At 49.4% G+C, this 18562-nt stretch carries 20 protein-coding genes; 5 read left to right on the top strand and 15 right to left on the bottom strand.

The annotated features are described in order from the left end of the window. Positions 1-176 precede the first annotated feature (176 nt). The 4 genes from AB9R92_RS09470 to AB9R92_RS09455 all read right to left on the bottom strand — a co-directional run bounded on the left by AB9R92_RS09470 (position 177) and on the right by AB9R92_RS09455 (position 4610). Complete coding sequence (locus AB9R92_RS09470) at positions 177-812, bottom strand: DUF4352 domain-containing protein (RefSeq protein WP_370669215.1); 636 nt, start codon at positions 810-812, stop codon at positions 177-179. A gap of 22 nt (positions 813-834) precedes the next feature. Then, positions 835-2271 (bottom strand): alkaline phosphatase, encoded by a 1437-nt coding sequence (locus AB9R92_RS09465; RefSeq protein WP_370669214.1) that lies wholly within the window; start codon positions 2269-2271, stop codon positions 835-837. Positions 2272-2806: 535 nt separating this feature from the next. Continuing rightward, positions 2807-3880: a branched-chain amino acid aminotransferase gene (locus tag AB9R92_RS09460; protein ID WP_370669213.1), complete on the bottom strand. Its 1074-nt coding sequence runs from the start codon at positions 3878-3880 to the stop codon at positions 2807-2809. Between the two features lie 115 nt (positions 3881-3995). Beyond that, a complete protein-coding gene (locus tag AB9R92_RS09455; RefSeq protein ID WP_370669212.1) occupies positions 3996-4610 on the bottom strand; it encodes an NUDIX hydrolase in 615 nt (204 codons plus the stop codon). Positions 4611-4761: 151 nt separating this feature from the next. On the opposite strand from AB9R92_RS09455, the gene AB9R92_RS09450 reads away from it, so the two are divergent. Further along, positions 4762-5520 (top strand): purine nucleoside phosphorylase YfiH/LACC1 family protein, encoded by a 759-nt coding sequence (locus AB9R92_RS09450; RefSeq protein WP_370669211.1) that lies wholly within the window; start codon positions 4762-4764, stop codon positions 5518-5520. 308 nt (positions 5521-5828) lie between these two features. Here the strand turns inward: AB9R92_RS09450 and AB9R92_RS09445 are convergent, their stop codons facing one another. After that, entirely contained in the window at positions 5829-8942 is a 3114-nt protein-coding gene (locus tag AB9R92_RS09445; protein ID WP_370669210.1) for a DEAD/DEAH box helicase, read from the bottom strand. A 160-nt stretch (positions 8943-9102) separates the two neighbouring features. On the opposite strand from AB9R92_RS09445, the gene AB9R92_RS09440 reads away from it, so the two are divergent. Continuing rightward, positions 9103-9552 (top strand): SRPBCC family protein, encoded by a 450-nt coding sequence (locus AB9R92_RS09440; RefSeq protein WP_370669209.1) that lies wholly within the window; start codon positions 9103-9105, stop codon positions 9550-9552. A gap of 26 nt (positions 9553-9578) precedes the next feature. After that, positions 9579-10337: an SDR family oxidoreductase gene (locus tag AB9R92_RS09435; RefSeq protein WP_370669208.1), complete on the top strand. Its 759-nt coding sequence runs from the start codon at positions 9579-9581 to the stop codon at positions 10335-10337. Between the two features lie 200 nt (positions 10338-10537). Here AB9R92_RS09435 and AB9R92_RS09430 read toward each other — a convergent pair whose 3' ends face one another. Beyond that, entirely contained in the window at positions 10538-11011 is a 474-nt protein-coding gene (locus tag AB9R92_RS09430) for a potassium channel family protein (protein ID WP_370669207.1), read from the bottom strand. 239 nt (positions 11012-11250) lie between these two features. Between AB9R92_RS09430 and AB9R92_RS09425 the strand changes: the two genes are divergently transcribed. Further along, on the top strand, positions 11251-11787 hold the full coding sequence (locus AB9R92_RS09425) for an ECF transporter S component (protein ID WP_058382354.1): 537 nt from the start codon (positions 11251-11253) through the stop codon (positions 11785-11787). Positions 11788-11823: 36 nt separating this feature from the next. On the opposite strand, the gene AB9R92_RS09420 is transcribed toward AB9R92_RS09425, so the two are convergent. From AB9R92_RS09420 to AB9R92_RS09390, 7 genes are all read right to left on the bottom strand, one after another. Further along, positions 11824-12084, bottom strand: a complete 261-nt coding sequence (locus AB9R92_RS09420) for a GNAT family N-acetyltransferase (RefSeq protein ID WP_370669206.1) — start codon at positions 12082-12084, stop codon at positions 11824-11826. Positions 12085-12105: 21 nt separating this feature from the next. Next, the gene (locus AB9R92_RS09415; RefSeq protein WP_370669205.1) at positions 12106-12243 is read right to left on the bottom strand and encodes a hypothetical protein; all 138 of its coding nucleotides are present in this window, start codon (positions 12241-12243) and stop codon (positions 12106-12108) included. Positions 12244-12323: 80 nt separating this feature from the next. Further along, complete coding sequence (mqo, locus tag AB9R92_RS09410; RefSeq protein WP_370669204.1) at positions 12324-13853, bottom strand: malate dehydrogenase (quinone); 1530 nt, start codon at positions 13851-13853, stop codon at positions 12324-12326. 313 nt (positions 13854-14166) lie between these two features. Beyond that, positions 14167-14436, bottom strand: coding sequence for a hypothetical protein (locus AB9R92_RS09405; protein ID WP_370669203.1), 270 nt, complete (start codon positions 14434-14436; stop codon positions 14167-14169). A gap of 80 nt (positions 14437-14516) precedes the next feature. Next, a complete protein-coding gene (locus tag AB9R92_RS09400) occupies positions 14517-15077 on the bottom strand; it encodes a DNA-3-methyladenine glycosylase I (RefSeq protein WP_370669202.1) in 561 nt (186 codons plus the stop codon). 59 nt (positions 15078-15136) lie between these two features. Then, positions 15137-15337, bottom strand: coding sequence for a hypothetical protein (locus AB9R92_RS09395; RefSeq protein ID WP_370669201.1), 201 nt, complete (start codon positions 15335-15337; stop codon positions 15137-15139). A gap of 39 nt (positions 15338-15376) precedes the next feature. After that, the gene (locus tag AB9R92_RS09390) at positions 15377-15583 is read right to left on the bottom strand and encodes a hypothetical protein (RefSeq protein WP_370669200.1); all 207 of its coding nucleotides are present in this window, start codon (positions 15581-15583) and stop codon (positions 15377-15379) included. Between the two features lie 185 nt (positions 15584-15768). Between AB9R92_RS09390 and AB9R92_RS09385 the strand changes: the two genes are divergently transcribed. Further along, positions 15769-16494, top strand: a complete 726-nt coding sequence (locus AB9R92_RS09385) for an SDR family NAD(P)-dependent oxidoreductase (RefSeq protein ID WP_370669199.1) — start codon at positions 15769-15771, stop codon at positions 16492-16494. A gap of 85 nt (positions 16495-16579) precedes the next feature. Here the strand turns inward: AB9R92_RS09385 and AB9R92_RS09380 are convergent, their stop codons facing one another. Together AB9R92_RS09380 and AB9R92_RS09375 are read right to left on the bottom strand one after the other, a co-directional pair. Beyond that, positions 16580-17344 (bottom strand): IclR family transcriptional regulator, encoded by a 765-nt coding sequence (locus AB9R92_RS09380; RefSeq protein WP_370669198.1) that lies wholly within the window; start codon positions 17342-17344, stop codon positions 16580-16582. Between the two features lie 28 nt (positions 17345-17372). After that, positions 17373-18557 carry a CaiB/BaiF CoA transferase family protein gene (locus AB9R92_RS09375; protein WP_370669197.1) on the bottom strand — a complete coding sequence of 395 codons (1185 nt, stop codon included), beginning with the start codon at positions 18555-18557 and terminating at the stop codon, positions 17373-17375. Positions 18558-18562 lie beyond the last annotated feature (5 nt).

The raw sequence follows: 18562 nt of genomic DNA, 5'->3' as shown, positions 1-18562 counted from the left end.
CCTTTTGAGGCAGCCTTTTATTAGCTCTATCATGAGGGATTTTTCTGGAAATTACAATAGAATAATTCAATTATTCAGATATCACGATTCATCCCGATTATTCCTTTTTCATGCAAATACCCGACTGTCGGATTAACAGCCGGGTTTGCGTTTCTTCTATAGAAAATGTACGATGCTCAATCGAGCTTGACCTGGATGGTTTTTGCCGGGGCGAGCAATTCCCCGTCCGCAGCGAACAGCTTGCTGGTGGTCAATTTGAGCGTTTGTGCCCCGTCTTCTACAATAAAGCCGATATTCCCTGACTTTACTTCCCCTGGTTTCAGCCCTTCATTCAGCGACTCCAAATACACATCGTCTTCCCAGGTCTTCACTTCGCCGCTTTCTGTTTCGACCAATGCGACTGGAGCGAAATTTACTTCTTCGCTAGAGGTATTAGTGATTTCGACAAAGAGCTTCGCGAGCTCGAATTCCTGGTCGTGCGTATAGGAATGATAGAAATCGATCAGGCTATAATCCGGCGTGTACTGCAGCAGCTTCGTTTCATGGATGGTCAGCCCAATATCGCCGATCTTTACCATCTGAGGCTCCATATTGGCCGACAATAACTCCAAGCCGCCTTTCGCATCACGCATTTTCTGGCCCGGTTCCTGCAACTGGCGGTCATCGCTCACTTGAGGGCTGAGTACATATTGATCCGTGTATTCGGGGGTTTCCGATAAAGCCGCCGCGTTCGCCGCCCCTTGTGCTGTCTCATCCTGGCACCCCCATAACGTTGCCAATGGGACAAGCAGCCATGCTAATCTCGCCTTCATCCAATCCGCTCCCTGCTATCGTTTATTGTTTATCATCAATCGTTACGTCCGCGCCCATCAAGTCGAAGATGATGCCGGCATGATCCGTATTGTCCAGTTGCCCCGCAAATTTTTGGCTGGCTGGCCCATAAGCATAGACCGGCACGTCTTCTCCCGTATGGCCGCCAGTCGTCCAGCCGGTGTGCGAACGCTTATCGAAGATGCGCTCGATGGCATTATCGATATCCAAGTATTCGCCTTCGTCGGCCGCTTGCTTCACAGAAGCGATTTCTTCTTCAGTCAAATCCAAGTCGATATAGCGTTCCAATGTTTCCTCTACGCCAGCCCCTTCTGTAATCTCAGAAGCCATGAAATCGGGTGTGCGCTGCGCAGCGAGAATTGGCTCCGCGAACCAATTATAGATGCCGTCTGCGCCGATCGAGAAGCCGCCTGTCGAGTGGTCAGCTGTCGCCACCACCAATGTGTTCTCATCTTGCTTGGCGAATTCGATCGCTGCTTGGAAGGCACGGTCGTAATCTTCCATTTCGCTCATCGCTGCGACGATATCGTTATCATGCCCTGCCCAGTCGACTTGGCTGCCTTCGATCATCAGGAAGAAGCCGTCCTCGTCCTGCTTCAAGCGGTCGATCGCAGAGCGGGTCATGTCTTCAAGAGACGGTACGCTGGCTTCACGGTCGATCATTTTCGGCAAGCCGCCTTCTGCAAACAGCCCGAGCACTTGGTCGTCTTCACTTGCGAGCAGTTCTTCTTTCGATGTCACATAACCGTATCCGGACTCCTGGAACTCCTCCGTCAAATCGCGGTCCGTGCGATCGAATAGTTTGGTGCCCCCGCCAAGCAAGACATCGATTTTATGTTCGCCCTCGATGCGCTCGTCAAAATAATCGTCGGCGATGGCGTTCATGTTGCGGCGGCTGATATCGTGCGCGCCGAATGATGCCGGTGTCGCGTGGGTGATTTCAGAGCTTGCCACGAGCCCGGTCGCTTTGCCTCGTTCTTTCGCCGCTTCAAGTACGGTTTTCACTTCCGATTCATCATTGTCGACCGCGATGGCGTTGTTATAGGTTTTGATGCCCGCTGCCATAGCCGTGGCGGCCGATGCCGAATCGGTGACATTTTGATGCGCATCTTCCGGGTAAGTCATTTGCTGGCCGACTAAATAGGAGTCGAACGACATTTCGTCCGCAAAGCGCGCAGATGGGTCGTCCTGCAGATAACGGTAAGCCGATGTATAGGCCGTGCCCACACCGTCGCCGATCAGGAAAATGACGTTTTTCGGTGCATTCTTGTCTTTGCCTTTCTCTTTCCCTTTTCCTTTTCCAGGGTTTTTTTGTTCTTTATGTACTTCGGCTTTGCCATTTCCGTGCGCTTCAGCTGGTGTAGACGCGGTAAAACTCGTCACGGCGACCGCTGCCACCACGGCGGCTGGAACTAGTTTCTTCATTTTTTTTCGGATCATCCGGCATTCCTCCTCGTGTTTGTTAACCATCGCCAGTGTAGCGAAGGACTATTAAGGAATTGTTGAGTGCGTGTATGGAATTTGTTAAAGGAGTTCTATTCCCCAGGAAATAATTTCGAGGATATTTCCAAATTAAAAACCGGCCTCATTTAAGAGACCGGGTTTCAGGACGTTGAAGAAGTCTATTAATACACTATAAATAATAAAGAAATCATCCTTTTAAAAAAATTCAATGACCCATCTAAATATTTGTAGAAGCGTTTGCCCGTAAATCCTTCTGCTCAATAATGCTGCCACGCAGATGTGGGAGCAACTCTTTTTCTGCGATGCTTGAACGAAGTGAAAGTTGAGCAACTCTTTTTCTGCGATGCTCGAACTCAGTGAGAGTTGAGCACAAGGGTTTCGAAGCGGCTGAAGTGGCCTGGGCGTGAGCCTCCGGAGTCGTGTGATACGCTTCGGAAAATACGGCTTTTTACCTCTCTCGACAAGCTGAAAAAAGCCCGGACAATTGATGTCCGGGCTTTTTTGCGCTGATTTAGTTGATTTCCACGGTCCAGTCGAGCGTGTCTTCGACTTTGCCTGTCTGGATGCCGGTGATTGTGTCGTATAGTTTTTGCGACAATTCACCGATTTCGTGGTTGTTGATGATCATTTTCTGGCCTTTCCAGTTGAGTTCGCCGACCGGGGAGATGACTGCAGCCGTCCCCGTACCGAAGGCTTCCTCGACTTTCCCGGCCTGGTACGCTTCGTATAACTCGTCGATCGCGATCCGCTTCTCTGTTACCGGAATGCCCCAAGAGTTCAGTAGTTCAATGATCGACATGCGCGTGATGCCTTTCAGGATGCTGCCGTTGAGTTCAGGCGTCACAATTTCGCCGTCGATTTTAAAGAAAATGTTCATGCTGCCGACTTCTTCGATATAGCGCTTTTCGACGCCATCAAGCCATAAGACGTCCGCGTTGCCTTCTTTCTTGGCATTCGCTTGCGCCTGATAGCCCGAAGAATAGTTCCCTGCCGTTTTCGCCATTCCCGTGCCGCCTTTGACCGCGCGCGTGAACTTGTCTTCCACATGGATGACCACCGGTTGCAGGCCGCCCGGGAAATACGAACCTACAGGTGACAGGATGACCATGTACTTATATGTAGAAGATGGCCCTACTGCCAAATTGGCATCCGTCGAGATGATATACGGGCGGATATAAAGCGATGTGCCCGGTGTTTTAGGTACCCAGTCTTTTTCGAGCTTGATCAATTGCTTCAAGTGCTCAAGTGCCAACTCTTCGTCGATTGGCGGAATGCTGAGGCGCTCGCTCGATAGGTTAAGGCGCTCGAAGTTCTTCTCCGGACGGAACAGCAACACGCGCCCGTCTTCTGTGCAGTATGCTTTCATGCCTTCAAATACCGTCTGGCCGTAATGGAAAATCATAGCTGCCGGATCCAAGGAAATCGGACCATAAGGCACGATTTTCGGTTCATGCCAGCCTTTTTCCGTTTCGTATTCCATGATGTACATATGATCAGTGAAAGTTTGGCCGAATGGAATCTGGTCTTGCGCGGGCTTGTCTTTCTTCGCAGTATTTTCGATTACTTCCAATTGATAAGTCGTCATGGTCATATCCCCTTCTATGCAGCATTTTTATTTTCACAATTTCGAATAATTATACACACATTTTCCAACGCTGAAAAGGCTGTTCGCTAAATTCCCTAAATATCGAACCATTGGCTCAGCGGACCAATTCCATGAAATGCATGAGAATTTTTGCCGTTAATCCCCAAATGACGCGGTCTTCGTACAAATAGAAAAATTCATCCACTTGGCGTGCGCGCCAGCTGTAGTTTTCACCGCCCGCAATCAAGTCATATGGAAAACTTTCCTCCGGCTGAATATCAAAATCGATGCGGTACACGCGCGGCTCATTTTCAAGGAAAAACTGGAGCGGCACCGTGAAGACGCTGTCGACTTCCGGCGGATTCGGCTTGAAATCCGTTTCAGGGTCGATAAAGCCCGCAAACGAATAGACAATCATGCCAAACGGCGAGACGATGTAATCGAGCGGAAACACATTGCTGATCGCATCTTTGCGAATGCCAAGCTCTTCCATCGTCTCCCGCAATGCCGTCTCTCTTTCGTCTTCATCCCCGCGGTCGATGCGGCCTCCAGGAAAGCAAATCTCCCCCGGCTGGCGTCTCATTTCAAACGAGCGCACTTCAAACAGGATATGGACGCCATCTTCTTTTTCAATCAATGGGAGAAGAATCGCATACTTCGAGAAATCCCGGTTGCCGAGTACTTCAGGCACCCGCCCTTTGACTTTTTCCAAAATCTTTTCCGGTTCCATGCCATCACCTCGACTTTCTTTTTTCCTATCTTACCAAATAATCGACGAGCCCGGCCTTTCAACCGCTCCGGAAAGATGAAAATCCGAATTCCCTGGACACTATTGGCGAATGCACTGCGCCTTCGCTACAATGGAAGTGGAGGGGATAGACGTGAACCGAAAAACCTATATCGACAACGATTCCTATATTGCAGGCATGACTGTAAAAGACCCGCAGGCAAACGGCGGCAATAATTTGGCGCTTCACGCCGGAAGCCATCGCGCGCATTCACTCGAAAACCGAAAAGCCTTGCTTTCATCGCTTGGCTACAGCATCGATGAACTTGTATGCGCCAATCAAACCCACAGCAAGCATTTCCAAAAAGTGTCGCAGGCGGACGCCGGCAAAGGTGCTCGAATTTTAGATGATGCGATTATGGATACCGATGCGCTCTATACGCGCGATACCGGGCTTGTTGTTTCGAGTTTCGCCGCCGATTGTGTGCCGGTGACGTTCTATCACGCAACGGAAGAGTTGGTCGGCGCCGTACATTCCGGATGGCAAGGCACCGTAAAAGAACTCGTGCCGCACTTGTTTGCCCATTTAATCGCCAATGAAAATTGCGCGCCGGAAGGATTCCGCGTCCAGATCGGCATGGCGCTCAGCCAGGAGAAGTTTGAAGTGGACGATGATGTCTATGTAAAATTCAAGGCACTCGGCTATGCTGACCCGTTCATCGAATTCAATGAAGAAACCGGGAAATACCATATCGACAACCAGCTCACCGTCAAAACCCAGCTGGAGCGCGCTGGCATTCCCGCCGAACATATCGACATCGACCGGAGCTGCACCTTCAAGAGCCCAGACGGCTTCTCCTATCGCGAAGACAAACAATGCGGCCGCCATATGGCGTATATCGTCAAAAAATAGCAAAAAACTCTTCCGCATAGGGAGAGCTTTTTTATAATAACTATTTGAACTGACGATCGACTGGATTAACCGTTTTTACATCCTGCTTTGAGAGAGATACAATAACTTCCTACTCTTAAACTAGAGACGGAGCGGAAATGGCTGACTCCTGGGGGACCGTGCGGGCTGGCGAGACAAATGTGCCATGCTCTTCGGCACATTGGCTCAACACCCGCCCCCCGGAAAGCAGCCATTGAAGCGCAGTCTATTGGCACTGGCTATGCACACTTGCTTCAACTACCAGACGGCATAATTCATCAATTATATCTTCAAATCATCAAAATCTCCCGAATGTCTTCTTCGCTCATCGACTGCACGGCTTCTGATCCGGATTGGATCATCTCATCGACTAAATCCTGCTTGCGCAGCTGCAGGTCGTACATCTTCTCTTCAATCGTCCCCTTCGCCACCAAGCGCAGCACTTGCACTTCCCGCTTCTGCCCCATCCGGTGCGCACGGTCCGCTGCCTGTTGTTCGACGGCCGGATTCCACCACAGATCATACAAGATGACCGTATCAGCCCCCGTCAAATTGAGCCCGGTGCCGCCCGCTTTTAAAGAAATCAAAAACAGGTTTTCCTCGCCTTCGTTAAAGCGGTCGCATAATTCGACGCGCTCTTTCGGCGGCGTCGAGCCGTCCAGATAAAAATACGACCTGCCCGAGCGCAATAATGACTGCCCGATGAGATTGAGCATGCCCGTGAACTGGGAAAACACCAGCACGCGGCGGCCGGTGAGGCGCGCCTCTTCCAAGATCTCCAGCAATTGCTCGAATTTCGCCGAGCCCCCTTTATAATCTTCCACAAACAACGATGGGTGGCAGCACAATTGCCGCAGGCGCGTCAGTCCCGCAAGGATGCGGATGCGGTTCTTGCGCATGCTGTTGTCGCGCAGATGCTTCAAGGCTTCGTGGCGGAGTTCCGCGAGATACGCGGTGTACAGTTTCTTCTGTTCTTCGCGAAGCTCGGAATGTTCGATGCGTTCGATTTTTAGCGGCACTTCGCCGAGCACTTCCGCTTTCGTCCGGCGCAACAGGAACGGCCGTATACGCTTCGCGATATCGGCGTTGCGCAGTTCTGCGAATTGGCTGCGATCCGGAAGCAGCGCCGGAAAGACGACATGGAAAATCGACCACAATTCATCGAGCGAGTTTTCGATCGGTGTCCCGGTGAGCGCAAAACGGTGTCTCGCCGTCAGCTCTTTCACGGCTTTTGCGGTTTGGGTCGCTGGATTTTTAAACGCCTGCGCTTCGTCGAAGAAAATCGTATGGAAGATCCAATTTTTGTATGCGCCCCTATCCATGCGCAGCGCCGGGTAAGAAGTGACATATACATCGCCCGGCTCTTTTAAAGCTTGCGTCCGCTTTGCTTTCGGGCCGTCGACGATGACCGTCCGGATTTCCGGTGCAAAGCGCTCGAATTCGGCTTGCCAATTGTACATGAGCGAAGAAGGCGCAACGATCAGCGCCGGCTCATCGCTCCTGCGGATGTCTTCAAGCACCGATTGCACGAAAGCGATGCTCTGGATGGTTTTCCCGAGTCCCATCTCATCCGCCAGTATGCCGCCGAACCCGTATTTCGCAAGCAGGTGGAACCAACTGAATCCGCGCTTTTGGTAATCCCGCAAAATGTCTTCAAAATGCGCCGGCAATTGTTGTGCTTGCGTCCACGGATGGTGCAGCTCTTTCAGCAAGCGCGCAAATTCCGTTCCAGTCTCCGATAATTCATGCTGTTCGAGGCTTCCGGCAAGCCGCATGCCTTCCAGCAGCGGAATGCGCTGGACGCGTTCAAAATTATCTTCATCGATGTTCATTGTCTCCAAATATTCCTCAAATGCCGACATGCCTGGTGTCTCAAGCGACATTAACGTACCGTTAGGGATGCGGAAATAACGCTTTTTCTCCCGGATGGCACGGATAATGCCCCGCAACTCCTCTTCCGGTATGCCCCCGAGATCGAAGCGAAACTCCAGCCAATCGGTCCGGTCTTTTGGCAGATTGATACGGATTTTCGGCCCCGGCAAAGTTTTTTGGATGCGCATTTTCACCGAAGTCGTCGCATAGACCTCGAGCCATTGTTCAAGCAGCGGAACCGTATCGTAAAGAAAATCGTATTCCGCTTCCTCGTCCTGCAAATAGAAACCGCCGTCCGTTTTCGTTAGCCGGCCCGATTCCATCAAATCCATGATGGCCCGTTCTTTTTCGAGCTGGCGGAATACTCCAGGATACTGCCGATAAGTTCCGTCGGGCTCTTCGCATGGATTGATGATGAGCTGGCCGTAATGAAACTCAAGGCCTGCGAGCAATCGGCTGCGCACGCGGTCGAGATACAGTTTCGCGCGCAACGGCGTTTCGCCGATTTTTTCAATCGCCTTTTCCGTCACAATGACCGGCCCGAGCTTTTCCAGCCCCGGCAAGACAGCTTTCATCATATGGGCGACTTGGCTTTCTTCCACCGGCAGCTCCTCGCCTGCCCCTTGCATCAATTCCTGCAAACCCGATAAGCGCTTCATATCAGCTGCGGCCGGCTGGACAATCGATTCTTCCGTCAAGGCAATACCGTATTTCAGGAAAATGTGAAGACGCTCCAATCCGCGGACAATCAAGCGGTAACCGCTATCGCCATGGTCCAGCCGAAACGACACTGGCAGTGTATCCGTTACATGAAATGGCAATACTTCACCGAGCGGATTTTCGAATTTGGCATGCGCCATGCTGCGGAGCACGGGCAATAGGCGCTCCCAATCGCTTGCGGAAACGAGCAGTTTTCCGTTGTCCCCCAGCTGCGGATTGCTTTTATCGAGCACCCGGAGCAGCTCTGTGGCCGGCTGTTCGAGCGAATGGCGGCCCGGGTCGTACGGAATCGCTGCAGTCTCTTCGTATTCGCCGTTCGACAGGGCCGACACGAAACGCAGCGGATCCCGGACATTTTTCAAGATGGCCGTGCCGCTTCTGAACGTCAGCGCCAATTGCTCTTTGCCTCCCCTGCGGATGGTTGCTTCAATGTGATATAGCACACGCCGGTCGAAGCGATGCAAACGCGCAGCAGGCTTGCCGTCTTCTTCGAACAAGCCGAACATCTGCTCAGCGAGCGGGCGCTCCCGCTGGCCGAGTGCTTCCGCGGCGATCATTACCGCTGCAATGTGATGGCAATATGTATGGATGAATCCAACAGGCGGACAGCTGCATTCCGCGTCGATGGTACCGGCTTGCGAGCGGGCCAAATTGACGTGGAAGGAGCTGCGTCCTTCGACGATGGCTGTTATGGACCGGTCGCTTACTTCTGTGATGTTGACTTTTCCAGCCATGTAAAACGCTTGGCCTTTTTTATAAGCAGCCTGGCCGCATAATTTGCGGATGTGTTTATCGCTGATCCAAAATTCCATGGCGGCCCCTTTCTTCTGCGTGATGATGTCATGCTTTCATTATCCGGCATGCTGCGTTCGTCTTCAAGCGGAGGCGCTTTACACATGCAGGGCCCTCGACTTATAATAGACTTAATTTTCAGATATTAATAAGCGGTTTCATTCCAAGGGGGAGATAGCAATGGCTCGTGCCCGTCAAAGCATATTCATCCAAGCGCCGATCGACGAAGTGTTCCAGTTCGCCAAGAAGCCTGAAAACTGGACAAGTTTCTACAACCATTTATCCAAACCGGACCGAATCGAAGGGACCGGCGAAGCAGGCACAGAAGTCGAGACCGTGTTTTCCATTGTCGGCTTGCGTTTTCCGGTGACAATCAATGTAGTCCGCTGTGAACGCAGCGGCGATGAAGGCTTTTGGGAAGGCATCATCACCGGCAGCTTTATCGCCCATCAAAAGAGCCATTACCGCTCGATGGACGGCGGGACCGAAGCCGTCTTCGAACTGGAAATCGATTTGCCAGACAGCGCTTTTGACCGTTTTACCGAGCGCTTGATCTATGACCGGCTGGAGAAGAATACCCTTCGCCATACGCTTGAAAACCTCAAAGCAGCCTGTGAATTGGACCGTTAAAATCTAATTTCGAAAGGATGAATCAGATGAGATTGGAAGGAAAAGTAGCGATCGTCACGGGAGCCGCTTCTGGCATCGGAAAGTCCATTGCCGCCTTGTATGCAAAAGAAGGGGCACAAGTCGTCATTTCCGATATCAACCAGCAAGGGGCCGATGCAGTGGCAGAAGAGATTAAATCCACTGGCGGCAAAGCGATTGCCGTCGCATGCAATGTCGCAAAAGAGCAAGACATCCAAACGCTGGTCGACAGTGCTGTTGCCGAATACGGCTCCCTTGACATCCTCGTCAATAATGCCGGTATCATGGATAATTTCGAAGCTGCCGCAGACATTGATGACGACAGCTGGGAACGCATTTTCGCAATCAACACGACTGGTGTCATGCGCGCCACCCGAAAAGCGCTGAAAGTATTCCTCGAAAAAGGCTCCGGCAACATTATCAATATCGCATCAATCGGCGGCTTGCAGGGAGCGCGTGCCGGCGCCACCTATACCGCATCGAAGCACGCCGTTGTCGGCTTCACGAAAAACACCGGCTTTATGTATGCCAATAGCGGCATCCGCTGCAACGCGATCGCCCCTGGCGGCGTCGAGACCAATATCGGCTCTACCATGACCCATATCAGCGAATTCGGCATGGGCCGCACGCAACCCGGCATGGCGGTCAATCCGCGCATCGGCAAACCGGATGAAATCGCCTATGTCGCCTTGTTCCTCGCCTCCGATGAATCGAGCTTCGTCAACGGCACTGTTATCACTGCGGATTCCGGATGGACGGCTCATTGAACCAATTTGAAAACCCGTGCGCTGATCGTCCGGCGCACGGGTTTTTGGGCATTAAAAAACATCCCGCATAAATGCGGGATGTATCGATAGCTGCGGCGTATCAGGCCACGCTCCACAACGTGTTCCATAAAGGAATGCCTGTCCGTCTTATGCAGCTTAGCTCATCGCGTAGTTAACCATACCGGATGCTTGGCAATCTGTCAATCCTTTGGTTTATCGGCTTGATTTTTCTTCGTATTTCCTGATGCTTCCGCTTCTTCCTGCTCAACTTCGCCTTCTTTTCCACTCCCCGCCAAAACTTTGGCGAAGTAAGCGGCTGGCAACAATAAGCCGATTGCTGCCTGTATAAGCGAGAAAAAGCGGGCACTGCCGACTGGCACAATATCCCCATAGCCGACCGACAGCATCGTCGTTCCGCTGAAGTACAAGTAATCCCAAAAGTTTTGCGCACCGTCATCACCCTCTGCAGTGGCAATTCGCAAAATGTCGTTCTGGGTGCCGAGTATAGAGTAAAGCACTGCAAATCCCAATGTAATGCCGATTAAGGAATAGAATAACTTTTGGAACAAGGGCGGATGAAAATGGCTGTTTTGGAATTTGCGGCCCGTGAAAAAGAACCAGAGATTCGCGAGCATAAACAAAATGGTCAATCCGATCAATACTGTAGCAAGCATGCAACCTATCCTTTCTAGCCGGTCTGTTTGTGTTCTATATTAAAAGCGATAATAGAAAATTGCCACTCTTTGCCTTTTTAAACTATTCACCCCGCCTCCTCCTCTAAACTGGCCCCTAAAAATTCTTCGTTATTGATACTTTTAACTGGGTCAATTCCTTGCTACAGTAGTTCAAAACTACATGGCATTACGTGAAGGCATTGCGCCCGGTGAATGGCCCAGAAAGAAGGAAACGTTTTATGCAAAAAACCACGACTTATTCCAGTTCCAAAACCTACGATTTGATCATCACTTCCATGCTTATCGCACTCGTTTTTGTCGCAACGATGCTGCTCAATATCCGCTTGCCGATCGCGGCGAATGGCGGGCTGGTCCACCTTGGCACGACGATGCTGTTTACGGCAGCGCTCTTGTTCGGCCCGAAAAAAGGCGCCATCGCCGGCGCTGTCGGGATGGGGCTTTTCGATTTGGTATCGGGCTGGACGCTGTGGGCTCCGATCACCATCATCGCACGCGGCTTGCAAGGTTACCTGGTCGGGAAAATCGCCTGGTCGGGCGGGCGCGGCGGTGAAAGCCTCGGTTTCAATATCCTGGCTGCGGCGCTTTCCATCCCGGTCATGGTTGCCATCTACTATATCGGCGAAGCGATCATCTTCAGCAGCTGGATCATTCCGGCAGCTTCCATTCCAGGCAACCTGGTCCAAAACGCAGTGGGCTTGGCACTCGCCATTCCGGTCGTTGCGGCGTTGAAAAAAACGCCTTACTTCAGAAATTAATAGAATGCCGCTCCTGAATTTCAGGAGCGGCATTTCTTATTGGCGTGATTTTCTGAAGCCGTAAAAGGGGCGGAAATCATGTTCTTCGTAAAAAGATCGCGAGGAACTGGATGCCAGGAGGTCCATTCTGGTCTCAGGGTACAGTGCATGAACAAATTCCAGCAGCTGCTTTCCCGCTCCACAGCCTCTATGGGAATCCGCTACGAGCAGTTCGCAAATATACGTACTGATGGAGCCGTCGGTAAATCCTCTAATATAACCGACAAGTTCTTTATCTGCCGATTGCGATTGCGCCACATAAGCGACGCTGGAATTATTCTACGCCGCTCTTGCAGCAGCATGCTTTTCAACCAAGTTGTACCATCCTTGCTGTTTGTTCAATTGCTGAATTTGTTCCAAATCTCCTTCTTCGTAGCTTCTTATTGTAATGTCCAGCCCATTCCCCGTTTGTGCCATTTAAAATCCCCCTGCCGACATAGTTTCGCTTCTATCCGACGCTAAAAAACCGCCGAGCTGCCTCGGCGGTTTTCTTTTCGTTAAATTTGCGGTGTCAAATCTTCCGGCGCGTGGTCGGCCGGTTTCACTTCATTCAAATCCAGCGTTTCGGCTGTATATTTATGAACGTGCTTCAATAGTTCTTCGTTATTCATCAAAGATTTGCCGTAAGACGGAATCATTTCCTTGATTTGCGGCTCCCATTTCGCCAAATCTTCCGGGAAGCAGCGCGCCAGTACGTCAAGCATGACGTGGACGGCTGTCGACGCTCCTGGGGATGCACCAAGAAGCGCTGAGATCGTGCCGTCTGCCGAGCTGACGACTTCCGTACCGAATTGCAGCGTACCTTTGCCGCCTGCGTCGGTATCTTTGATAACCTGGACGCGTTGTCCTGCGACAACGAGCTCCCAGTCATCACTTTTCGCAGCCGGGATGAATTCGCGCAGTTCTTCCATGCGCTGTTCTTTCGACTGGATGACTTGCTGGATCAGATATTGCGTGAGCGACAAGTTTTTCGCTCCGCCTGACAGCATCGTCAAGACATTATTCGGCTTGACGGATGCCACCAAGTCCATATAAGAACCGGTCTTCAGGAACTTCGGCGTAAATCCTGCGAATGGCCCGAACAACAAAGATTTCTTGTCGTCGATAAAGCGTGTATCCAAGTGAGGCACGGACATCGGCGGTGCGCCGACTTTCGCTTTGCCGTAGACTTTCGCGTGATGCTGCTCGATGACTTCCGGGTTTTTGCAGACCATGAACAGGCCGCTGACCGGGAATCCGCCAATATGCTTCGATTCCGGGATGCCGGATTTTTGGAGCAAGTGGATGCTTGCGCCGCCGCCGCCGATAAAGACGAACTTCGCTGTGTGGACATCGAGTTTGCCGGTCTCCAGGTTTTTGACTTTCAACAACCAGCGGCCGTCTTTCATTTGTTTCAAATCCTGTACCATGTGGCGGTAATGGACGTTGACGTCCTCTTTTACGAGACGGTCGAACAACATGCGCGTCAACGCGCCGAAGTTGACGTCTGTGCCTGTATCGATTTTTGTTGCCGCGATCGGCTCGTTGTCTTTCCGGTTCGCCATGATCAACGGCATCCATTCTTTCAAGACTTCCGGATCGTCCGAAAATTCCATGCCTGTAAAGAGCGGGTTTTGAATCATTGCATCAAAACGCTTTTTCAGGAAACAGATATTGTCTTCGCCCTGCACCATGCTGATGTGCGGAAGCGGGCGGATGAATTCTTCAGGATTTTTCAACAATCCTGTTTTCACGAGGTGGGACCAGAACTGGGCCGAAACTTGGAATTGTTCGTTGACGTCGATGGCTTTGCTGATATCCATCGTGCCATCCGGCTTTTCTTTCGTGTAGTTCAACTCACAAAGAGCTGCGTGGCCTGTGCCCGCATTGTTCCATTCGTTCGAACTTTCTTCGCCAGGGCTCGACAGTTTTTCGAACACCTTGCTTTTCATGTCTGGAGACAATTCCTTCAGGAGAATTCCCAAAGTCGCACTCATAATACCGGCACCGATTAAGATTACATCTGTATCAGTTTCTCTATTGCTCATGTATACCTTCCTTTTCTACGCGAGTATTAGCGGCTTTTCGAGTCCGCCGCTTCCGTGTTAAATCCATCATCTATTGTATGCCTTTTTGACACAAAATTTCTACTACTAACAGATAATTATAAACCATTTTGCGTAAGGATTAAAGAAAATACGCCTTTTGGGCAATGCGATAAGATGAAAAAGTGGATTTCCACACTAAGGCCGCGAAATCAATACTCGAACTAGCATCTTGTTTCATTGCCCAATCCGCGCCCATCATAAAAAGAAACCGCCCTGACGGCAGTCTCTACAAAGTATTGTGCATCCCTGAATGTCACCAGCTCGGTTTAGAAGCGACCTTCTTGTAGAGGACAAGCAGGCACCAGAACAGCAAAGCCGTGGCGAGAAAACTTATCACGTACCCAATTGGGGAAACTGTATATCCGAAGGACACTTCTGACTGCAACACGTGCTCATTCGCCCATAAGGCTTCGATATTCGGCTGATACAGCATCGTTTTCGCGTATCCGACTGTAAATATAATAATCCAATACAGAAGATGGGCTATCATCGCCCCGGCTGCTGCTTGGCATATCAGCTTCATCCCGCTCACTCCTTTTCCATATTTTAGCATAAAAATGGAAATTCGCCAACATTGAATTCCAACTGTTCCCAATTTTTTATTTATTTTCGGTTTGCGCTATGGAACGGGCAGTTGATGACATGATCGTCAACCATTCCGACTGCCTGGAGAAACGAGTAGGTGGTGACCGGGCCGACAAACTTAAAGCCGCGCTTTTTCAAATCCTTGCTAAGCTTTACCGACAACTCCGACTGAGCGGGAATCTCCGAGTCCGATTGCCATTCGTTGATCACCGCTTGGCCGTTCGTGAAAATCCAAAGATACTCGGCAAAACTGGTGAATTCCGATTGGATCTCCTTCACCGCCTGTGCATTCGTGCGGACGGATTGGAGCTTGCCGCCATGTTTGATCACGCCGTATTGTTCTTTGATCTCAGCAAGCGCTTCGTCCGTCAATGCGGCGCAATACTCGATATCAAAATCGTGAAAAGCGGCTTTATAGCTATCGCGTTTGGACAGCACAATCTGCCAGGACAAGCCTGCTTGGGCGCCTTCTAAGCTCAGCATTTCAAATATATAGCGTTCATCGCGGCTTGGGCGGCACCATTCCTCGTCGTGGTAAGCCTGCATCTGTTCGTCGCCTTTCGGCCATTCGCATTGCATTGGAGCACCTCTTCCTATTTTTTATGGCAAAAAAAGAAGCGGCCATCCTTCCCGCTTCTTTACCGATGATCGTCTTCCGATTTTTCCCGTTCCTCTACTTTGACGCTTTTTACAGGTGTTTGTTGATTTGGCACATCGTCCACTTTATTGGACTTGCTCTTTTTCAGCATCATGAGGATACTGCCGACCAAAAGCCCGGTAATGAGCAAGAACAAGCCAAAGATGATAAGCGCTACTGTAATTCCACCAGGCATTTCCATTTGCATTTCCTCCTTTCACTATCGATCCTTAGCTTCTCTTCATTGTTCATTCTCCAGCTTTTCCACGCGCATTTCCAGTGCCTCGATGCGGTTTTTCAAATCCGTTTCATCCGGCTGCGTCTTTTTATTCTTGTTAGCCACTGCCTTTACCGCGGCCACTACCAGCACGACCGCTAACACGAAAAAGCCGAGGAGGAAAAATGTCGCAATGATATCGCCTATATTGAACATCCTCGTATCAGCCATAATTCATATCCCCTTCCAATCTTGGTGTAAACTTCTATATACTTGGTCTAAAATCCTTTTCCTGCAAATAGCTGAGCAACTTATTCACAAAAATCTCGAATTCAAGATAGTGTAGAAGAGGAGGTTCTTTCATTCATGAAGAACCTATATTATGGAACGTCAATTATAATTAGGAGGAGATTGTATTGGGTAAATTGCAAGGAAAGACAGCCATCATAACAGGTGGGGCTTCCGGAATCGGTGCAGCCACTGCACGGCTTTTTGCGAAAGAAGGTGCTAAACTTGTACTTGTCGACTTGAATGCAGAAAAGGGGCAGGCATTTGCATCCGAACTGCCAGACGCCATATTCGTCAAAGCAGACATTACTGACGAAGCGCAAGTCCAAAACGTTTACGCACAAGCGGCTGAGACATACGGGCAAATCGACATCGTCTTCAATAATGCCGGCATCGGCAAAGTGACCCCGACACATGAACTATCCTACGAGGAATGGCGCAAAACCGTTAATGTTGACTTGGATGGCGTGTTCCTTGTTGCACGCGAAGCCATCCGTGCCTTCCAAGAAATTGGCGGCGGCGTCATCGTCAACACCGCTTCGATGTATGGCTGGGTCGGCTCTCCAGGATCCGCTGCATATAACGCAGCAAAAGGGGGTGTCGTTAACTTGACCCGTTCACTCGGCCTCGAATACGCGGACCAGAACATCCGCGTCAATGCACTATGTCCGGGGTTCATCGATACCCCGATCATTCCGGAAGAAAGCAAGGACATCTTGAAGGAAATGACACCGATGAAACGCCTTGGGCAATCCGAGGAAATGGCAAAAGCCGTGCTGTTCCTCGCATCCGATGACTCCAGCTTCATGACCGGTTCAAGCCTCGTCGTCGATGGGGGCTACACCGCACAATAATTTCAAAAACTATTCCTATAGGAAAAAAGCCGAAGCCCTTACGGAAGGGCTTCGGCTTTTTATTGCTTCAAAAAGTTAATTAGTTTTACAAAACTATTTCTTGAGCAGCTTTTTTCAGAGTTTCAGTTAAACCTTCAAAATCATATTCTTCTTGCCTAATATAAGGAAATGTAACTGATAATGTCCCCAATAAAAAGTCTTCTTTGGCTAAAATAGGAACACTAATAGAAACGGCCCCTTTTACTCTTTCTCCATAAGTAATAGAATATCCTTGGTTTCGAATCTCAGCAAGTTGCTTGCGCAATTCTTCTTTGGAATTAACGGTAAGATCTGTAATGCCAGATAGTTCAATGCTGTTTAAATAGGATTCGATAAACTCTGGTTCACAATAAGCTAACAGCACTTTAGCCGATGCCCCTGCATACAGAGGAGAAGTATGACCGACAAATGTCAAAGCAGAGAGTTCATGGCGGCTTGGCAAATTATAAATACACCTTCTTTGATTACCTTCAATAATATTCAAAGAGATATTCTCTTTTGTATCTTCGTTCAATCTTTCCATAATTGGGATAGCCTTCGACAACAAAGCATCACTCTTCTGAACCATCTGCCCCAAGAACATTAATTCAAGGCCAAGGCTATATTGTTTTGTCTTTTCATTCTTCGTTAAGAATCCTTCGTAAACCAAGGTATTCACAATACGTTGTAAACTCGAAACAGAAATCCCCGTACTGCGCGACAACTCTGTTAAAGACATATGCGGTTGATCTACCTTAAATGCCCGAAGCACTTGAATTACACGATGAATACTGGACATAGAATAGTTAGTTTTAAATGCTTCTGGCTCCATAACTCCACCTCTTCTGAACGTGTTACCATTATATTAACTGATTTCGAGCATTGAAAGAAGAAACATGGTCACGATTGTTTAGCAATTCTTTTAGTATCTCTTCTGTATGCTCACCTAATTTTGGTGGTGCGTAGCGAGTTGATACATTGAGGCCACTATATCTTAAGGGGCTTGCCAACAATTTCACTGGCCCACTGCCGTTGTCCAGAGTTTCTACTCCTTCTCTATACAAAATTTGCTCTTGTTTCAATGCTTGTTCAATAGTATTGACTCGTCCTACTGGAACTTTCGCATTCGCTAATATCTGCACCCAGTAATCGGAGGATTTGTTTAGGAGGACTGCTTCAATCATCTTAGCTAATTCATTTTCATATTTCTTTCTTTGAGCATTATTTACAAACCTTTCGTCTTCAGCCCATTCTGGATGATTCAAAGCCATACACATTTTTTTGTAAAGCCCATCATTTCCAGCACAAATCATAATTGGATAATCTCCAGTTTGAAATACTTGATAAGGCGCTACATTATTATGCTGATTTCCTTTTCTTTCAGAAATCATTCCAGTGTTTAAGTAAGCGCTGGCTACATTGGCCATGCTTGCAATTTGAACATCTAGTAAAGACAAATCAATAGATTGTCCCTCCCCCGTGAAATCTCGTTGCCTAATAGCCGCAACGATACTGAGAGCTACATAAACTGAAGTAATGATATCTGCAATCGGAATCCCCACTTTTGTAGCTTCACCCCCTGGCTGTCCTGTTACATCCATTAACCCGCTCATCGCTTGGATAACTGGATCGAAACCCGGAAGCTCCCCTAACGGACCACTCTGACCAAATCCTGTCACTGAACAGAAAATAATCTTTGGATTAATCGTTCGTAGTGTTTCATAATCGATTTTGAGTTTTTTCATCGTTCCCGATTTGAAATTCTCAATGATGACGTCAGATTGTTTAACAAGATCCAGAAATTGCGCTCGACCATCATCTGATTTTAAATCGATTACCACAGATCGTTTATTACGGTTAGCACTTAGGTAATACGTACTTTCCCCATGGAGAAAAGGCCCCCAATCCCGCATGCTGTCAGAACCGCCAGGCGGTTCAATTCGTATGACATCGGCTCCTAAGTCCCCTAATGTCATGGCTCCAGCAGGTGCTGCATAAACTCTTGAAAGATCAAGCACACGTATATCATGAAGTGGTTGCAACATTTTTT

This window comes from Planococcus sp. SSTMD024, assembly GCF_041320495.1.
In the GTDB taxonomy this organism is placed as follows: Bacteria; Bacillota; Bacilli; order Bacillales_A; family Planococcaceae; genus Planococcus.
The sequence above is the reverse complement of the archived record's forward strand: the minus strand, read 5'-3'. Positions and strand labels throughout refer to the sequence as shown.

Excerpts from the sequence above, each read along its gene's own strand:
- AB9R92_RS09405 (WP_370669203.1), bottom strand. The coding sequence starts at position 14,436 with ATGAAGCTGATATGCCAAGCAGCAGCCGGGGCGATGATAGCCCATCTT.
- AB9R92_RS09430 (WP_370669207.1), bottom strand. The coding sequence starts at position 11,011 with ATGCTTGCTACAGTATTGATCGGATTGACCATTTTGTTTATGCTCGCG.
- AB9R92_RS09465 (WP_370669214.1), bottom strand. The coding sequence starts at position 2,271 with ATGATCCGAAAAAAAATGAAGAAACTAGTTCCAGCCGCCGTGGTGGCA.
- AB9R92_RS09470 (WP_370669215.1), bottom strand. The coding sequence starts at position 812 with ATGAAGGCGAGATTAGCATGGCTGCTTGTCCCATTGGCAACGTTATGG.
- mqo (WP_370669204.1), bottom strand. The coding sequence starts at position 13,853 with ATGAGCAATAGAGAAACTGATACAGATGTAATCTTAATCGGTGCCGGT.
- AB9R92_RS09435 (WP_370669208.1), top strand. The coding sequence starts at position 9,579 with ATGAGATTGGAAGGAAAAGTAGCGATCGTCACGGGAGCCGCTTCTGGC.
- AB9R92_RS09390 (WP_370669200.1), bottom strand. The coding sequence starts at position 15,583 with ATGGCTGATACGAGGATGTTCAATATAGGCGATATCATTGCGACATTT.
- AB9R92_RS09400 (WP_370669202.1), bottom strand. The coding sequence starts at position 15,077 with ATGCAATGCGAATGGCCGAAAGGCGACGAACAGATGCAGGCTTACCAC.
- AB9R92_RS09460 (WP_370669213.1), bottom strand. The coding sequence starts at position 3,880 with ATGACGACTTATCAATTGGAAGTAATCGAAAATACTGCGAAGAAAGAC.
- AB9R92_RS09440 (WP_370669209.1), top strand. The coding sequence starts at position 9,103 with ATGGCTCGTGCCCGTCAAAGCATATTCATCCAAGCGCCGATCGACGAA.
- AB9R92_RS09425 (WP_058382354.1), top strand. The coding sequence starts at position 11,251 with ATGCAAAAAACCACGACTTATTCCAGTTCCAAAACCTACGATTTGATC.
- AB9R92_RS09395 (WP_370669201.1), bottom strand. The coding sequence starts at position 15,337 with ATGGAAATGCCTGGTGGAATTACAGTAGCGCTTATCATCTTTGGCTTG.
- AB9R92_RS09445 (WP_370669210.1), bottom strand. The coding sequence starts at position 8,942 with ATGGAATTTTGGATCAGCGATAAACACATCCGCAAATTATGCGGCCAG.
- AB9R92_RS09415 (WP_370669205.1), bottom strand. The coding sequence starts at position 12,243 with ATGGCACAAACGGGGAATGGGCTGGACATTACAATAAGAAGCTACGAA.
- AB9R92_RS09380 (WP_370669198.1), bottom strand. The coding sequence starts at position 17,344 with ATGGAGCCAGAAGCATTTAAAACTAACTATTCTATGTCCAGTATTCAT.
- AB9R92_RS09375 (WP_370669197.1), bottom strand. The coding sequence starts at position 18,557 with ATGTTGCAACCACTTCATGATATACGTGTGCTTGATCTTTCAAGAGTT.
- AB9R92_RS09455 (WP_370669212.1), bottom strand. The coding sequence starts at position 4,610 with ATGGAACCGGAAAAGATTTTGGAAAAAGTCAAAGGGCGGGTGCCTGAA.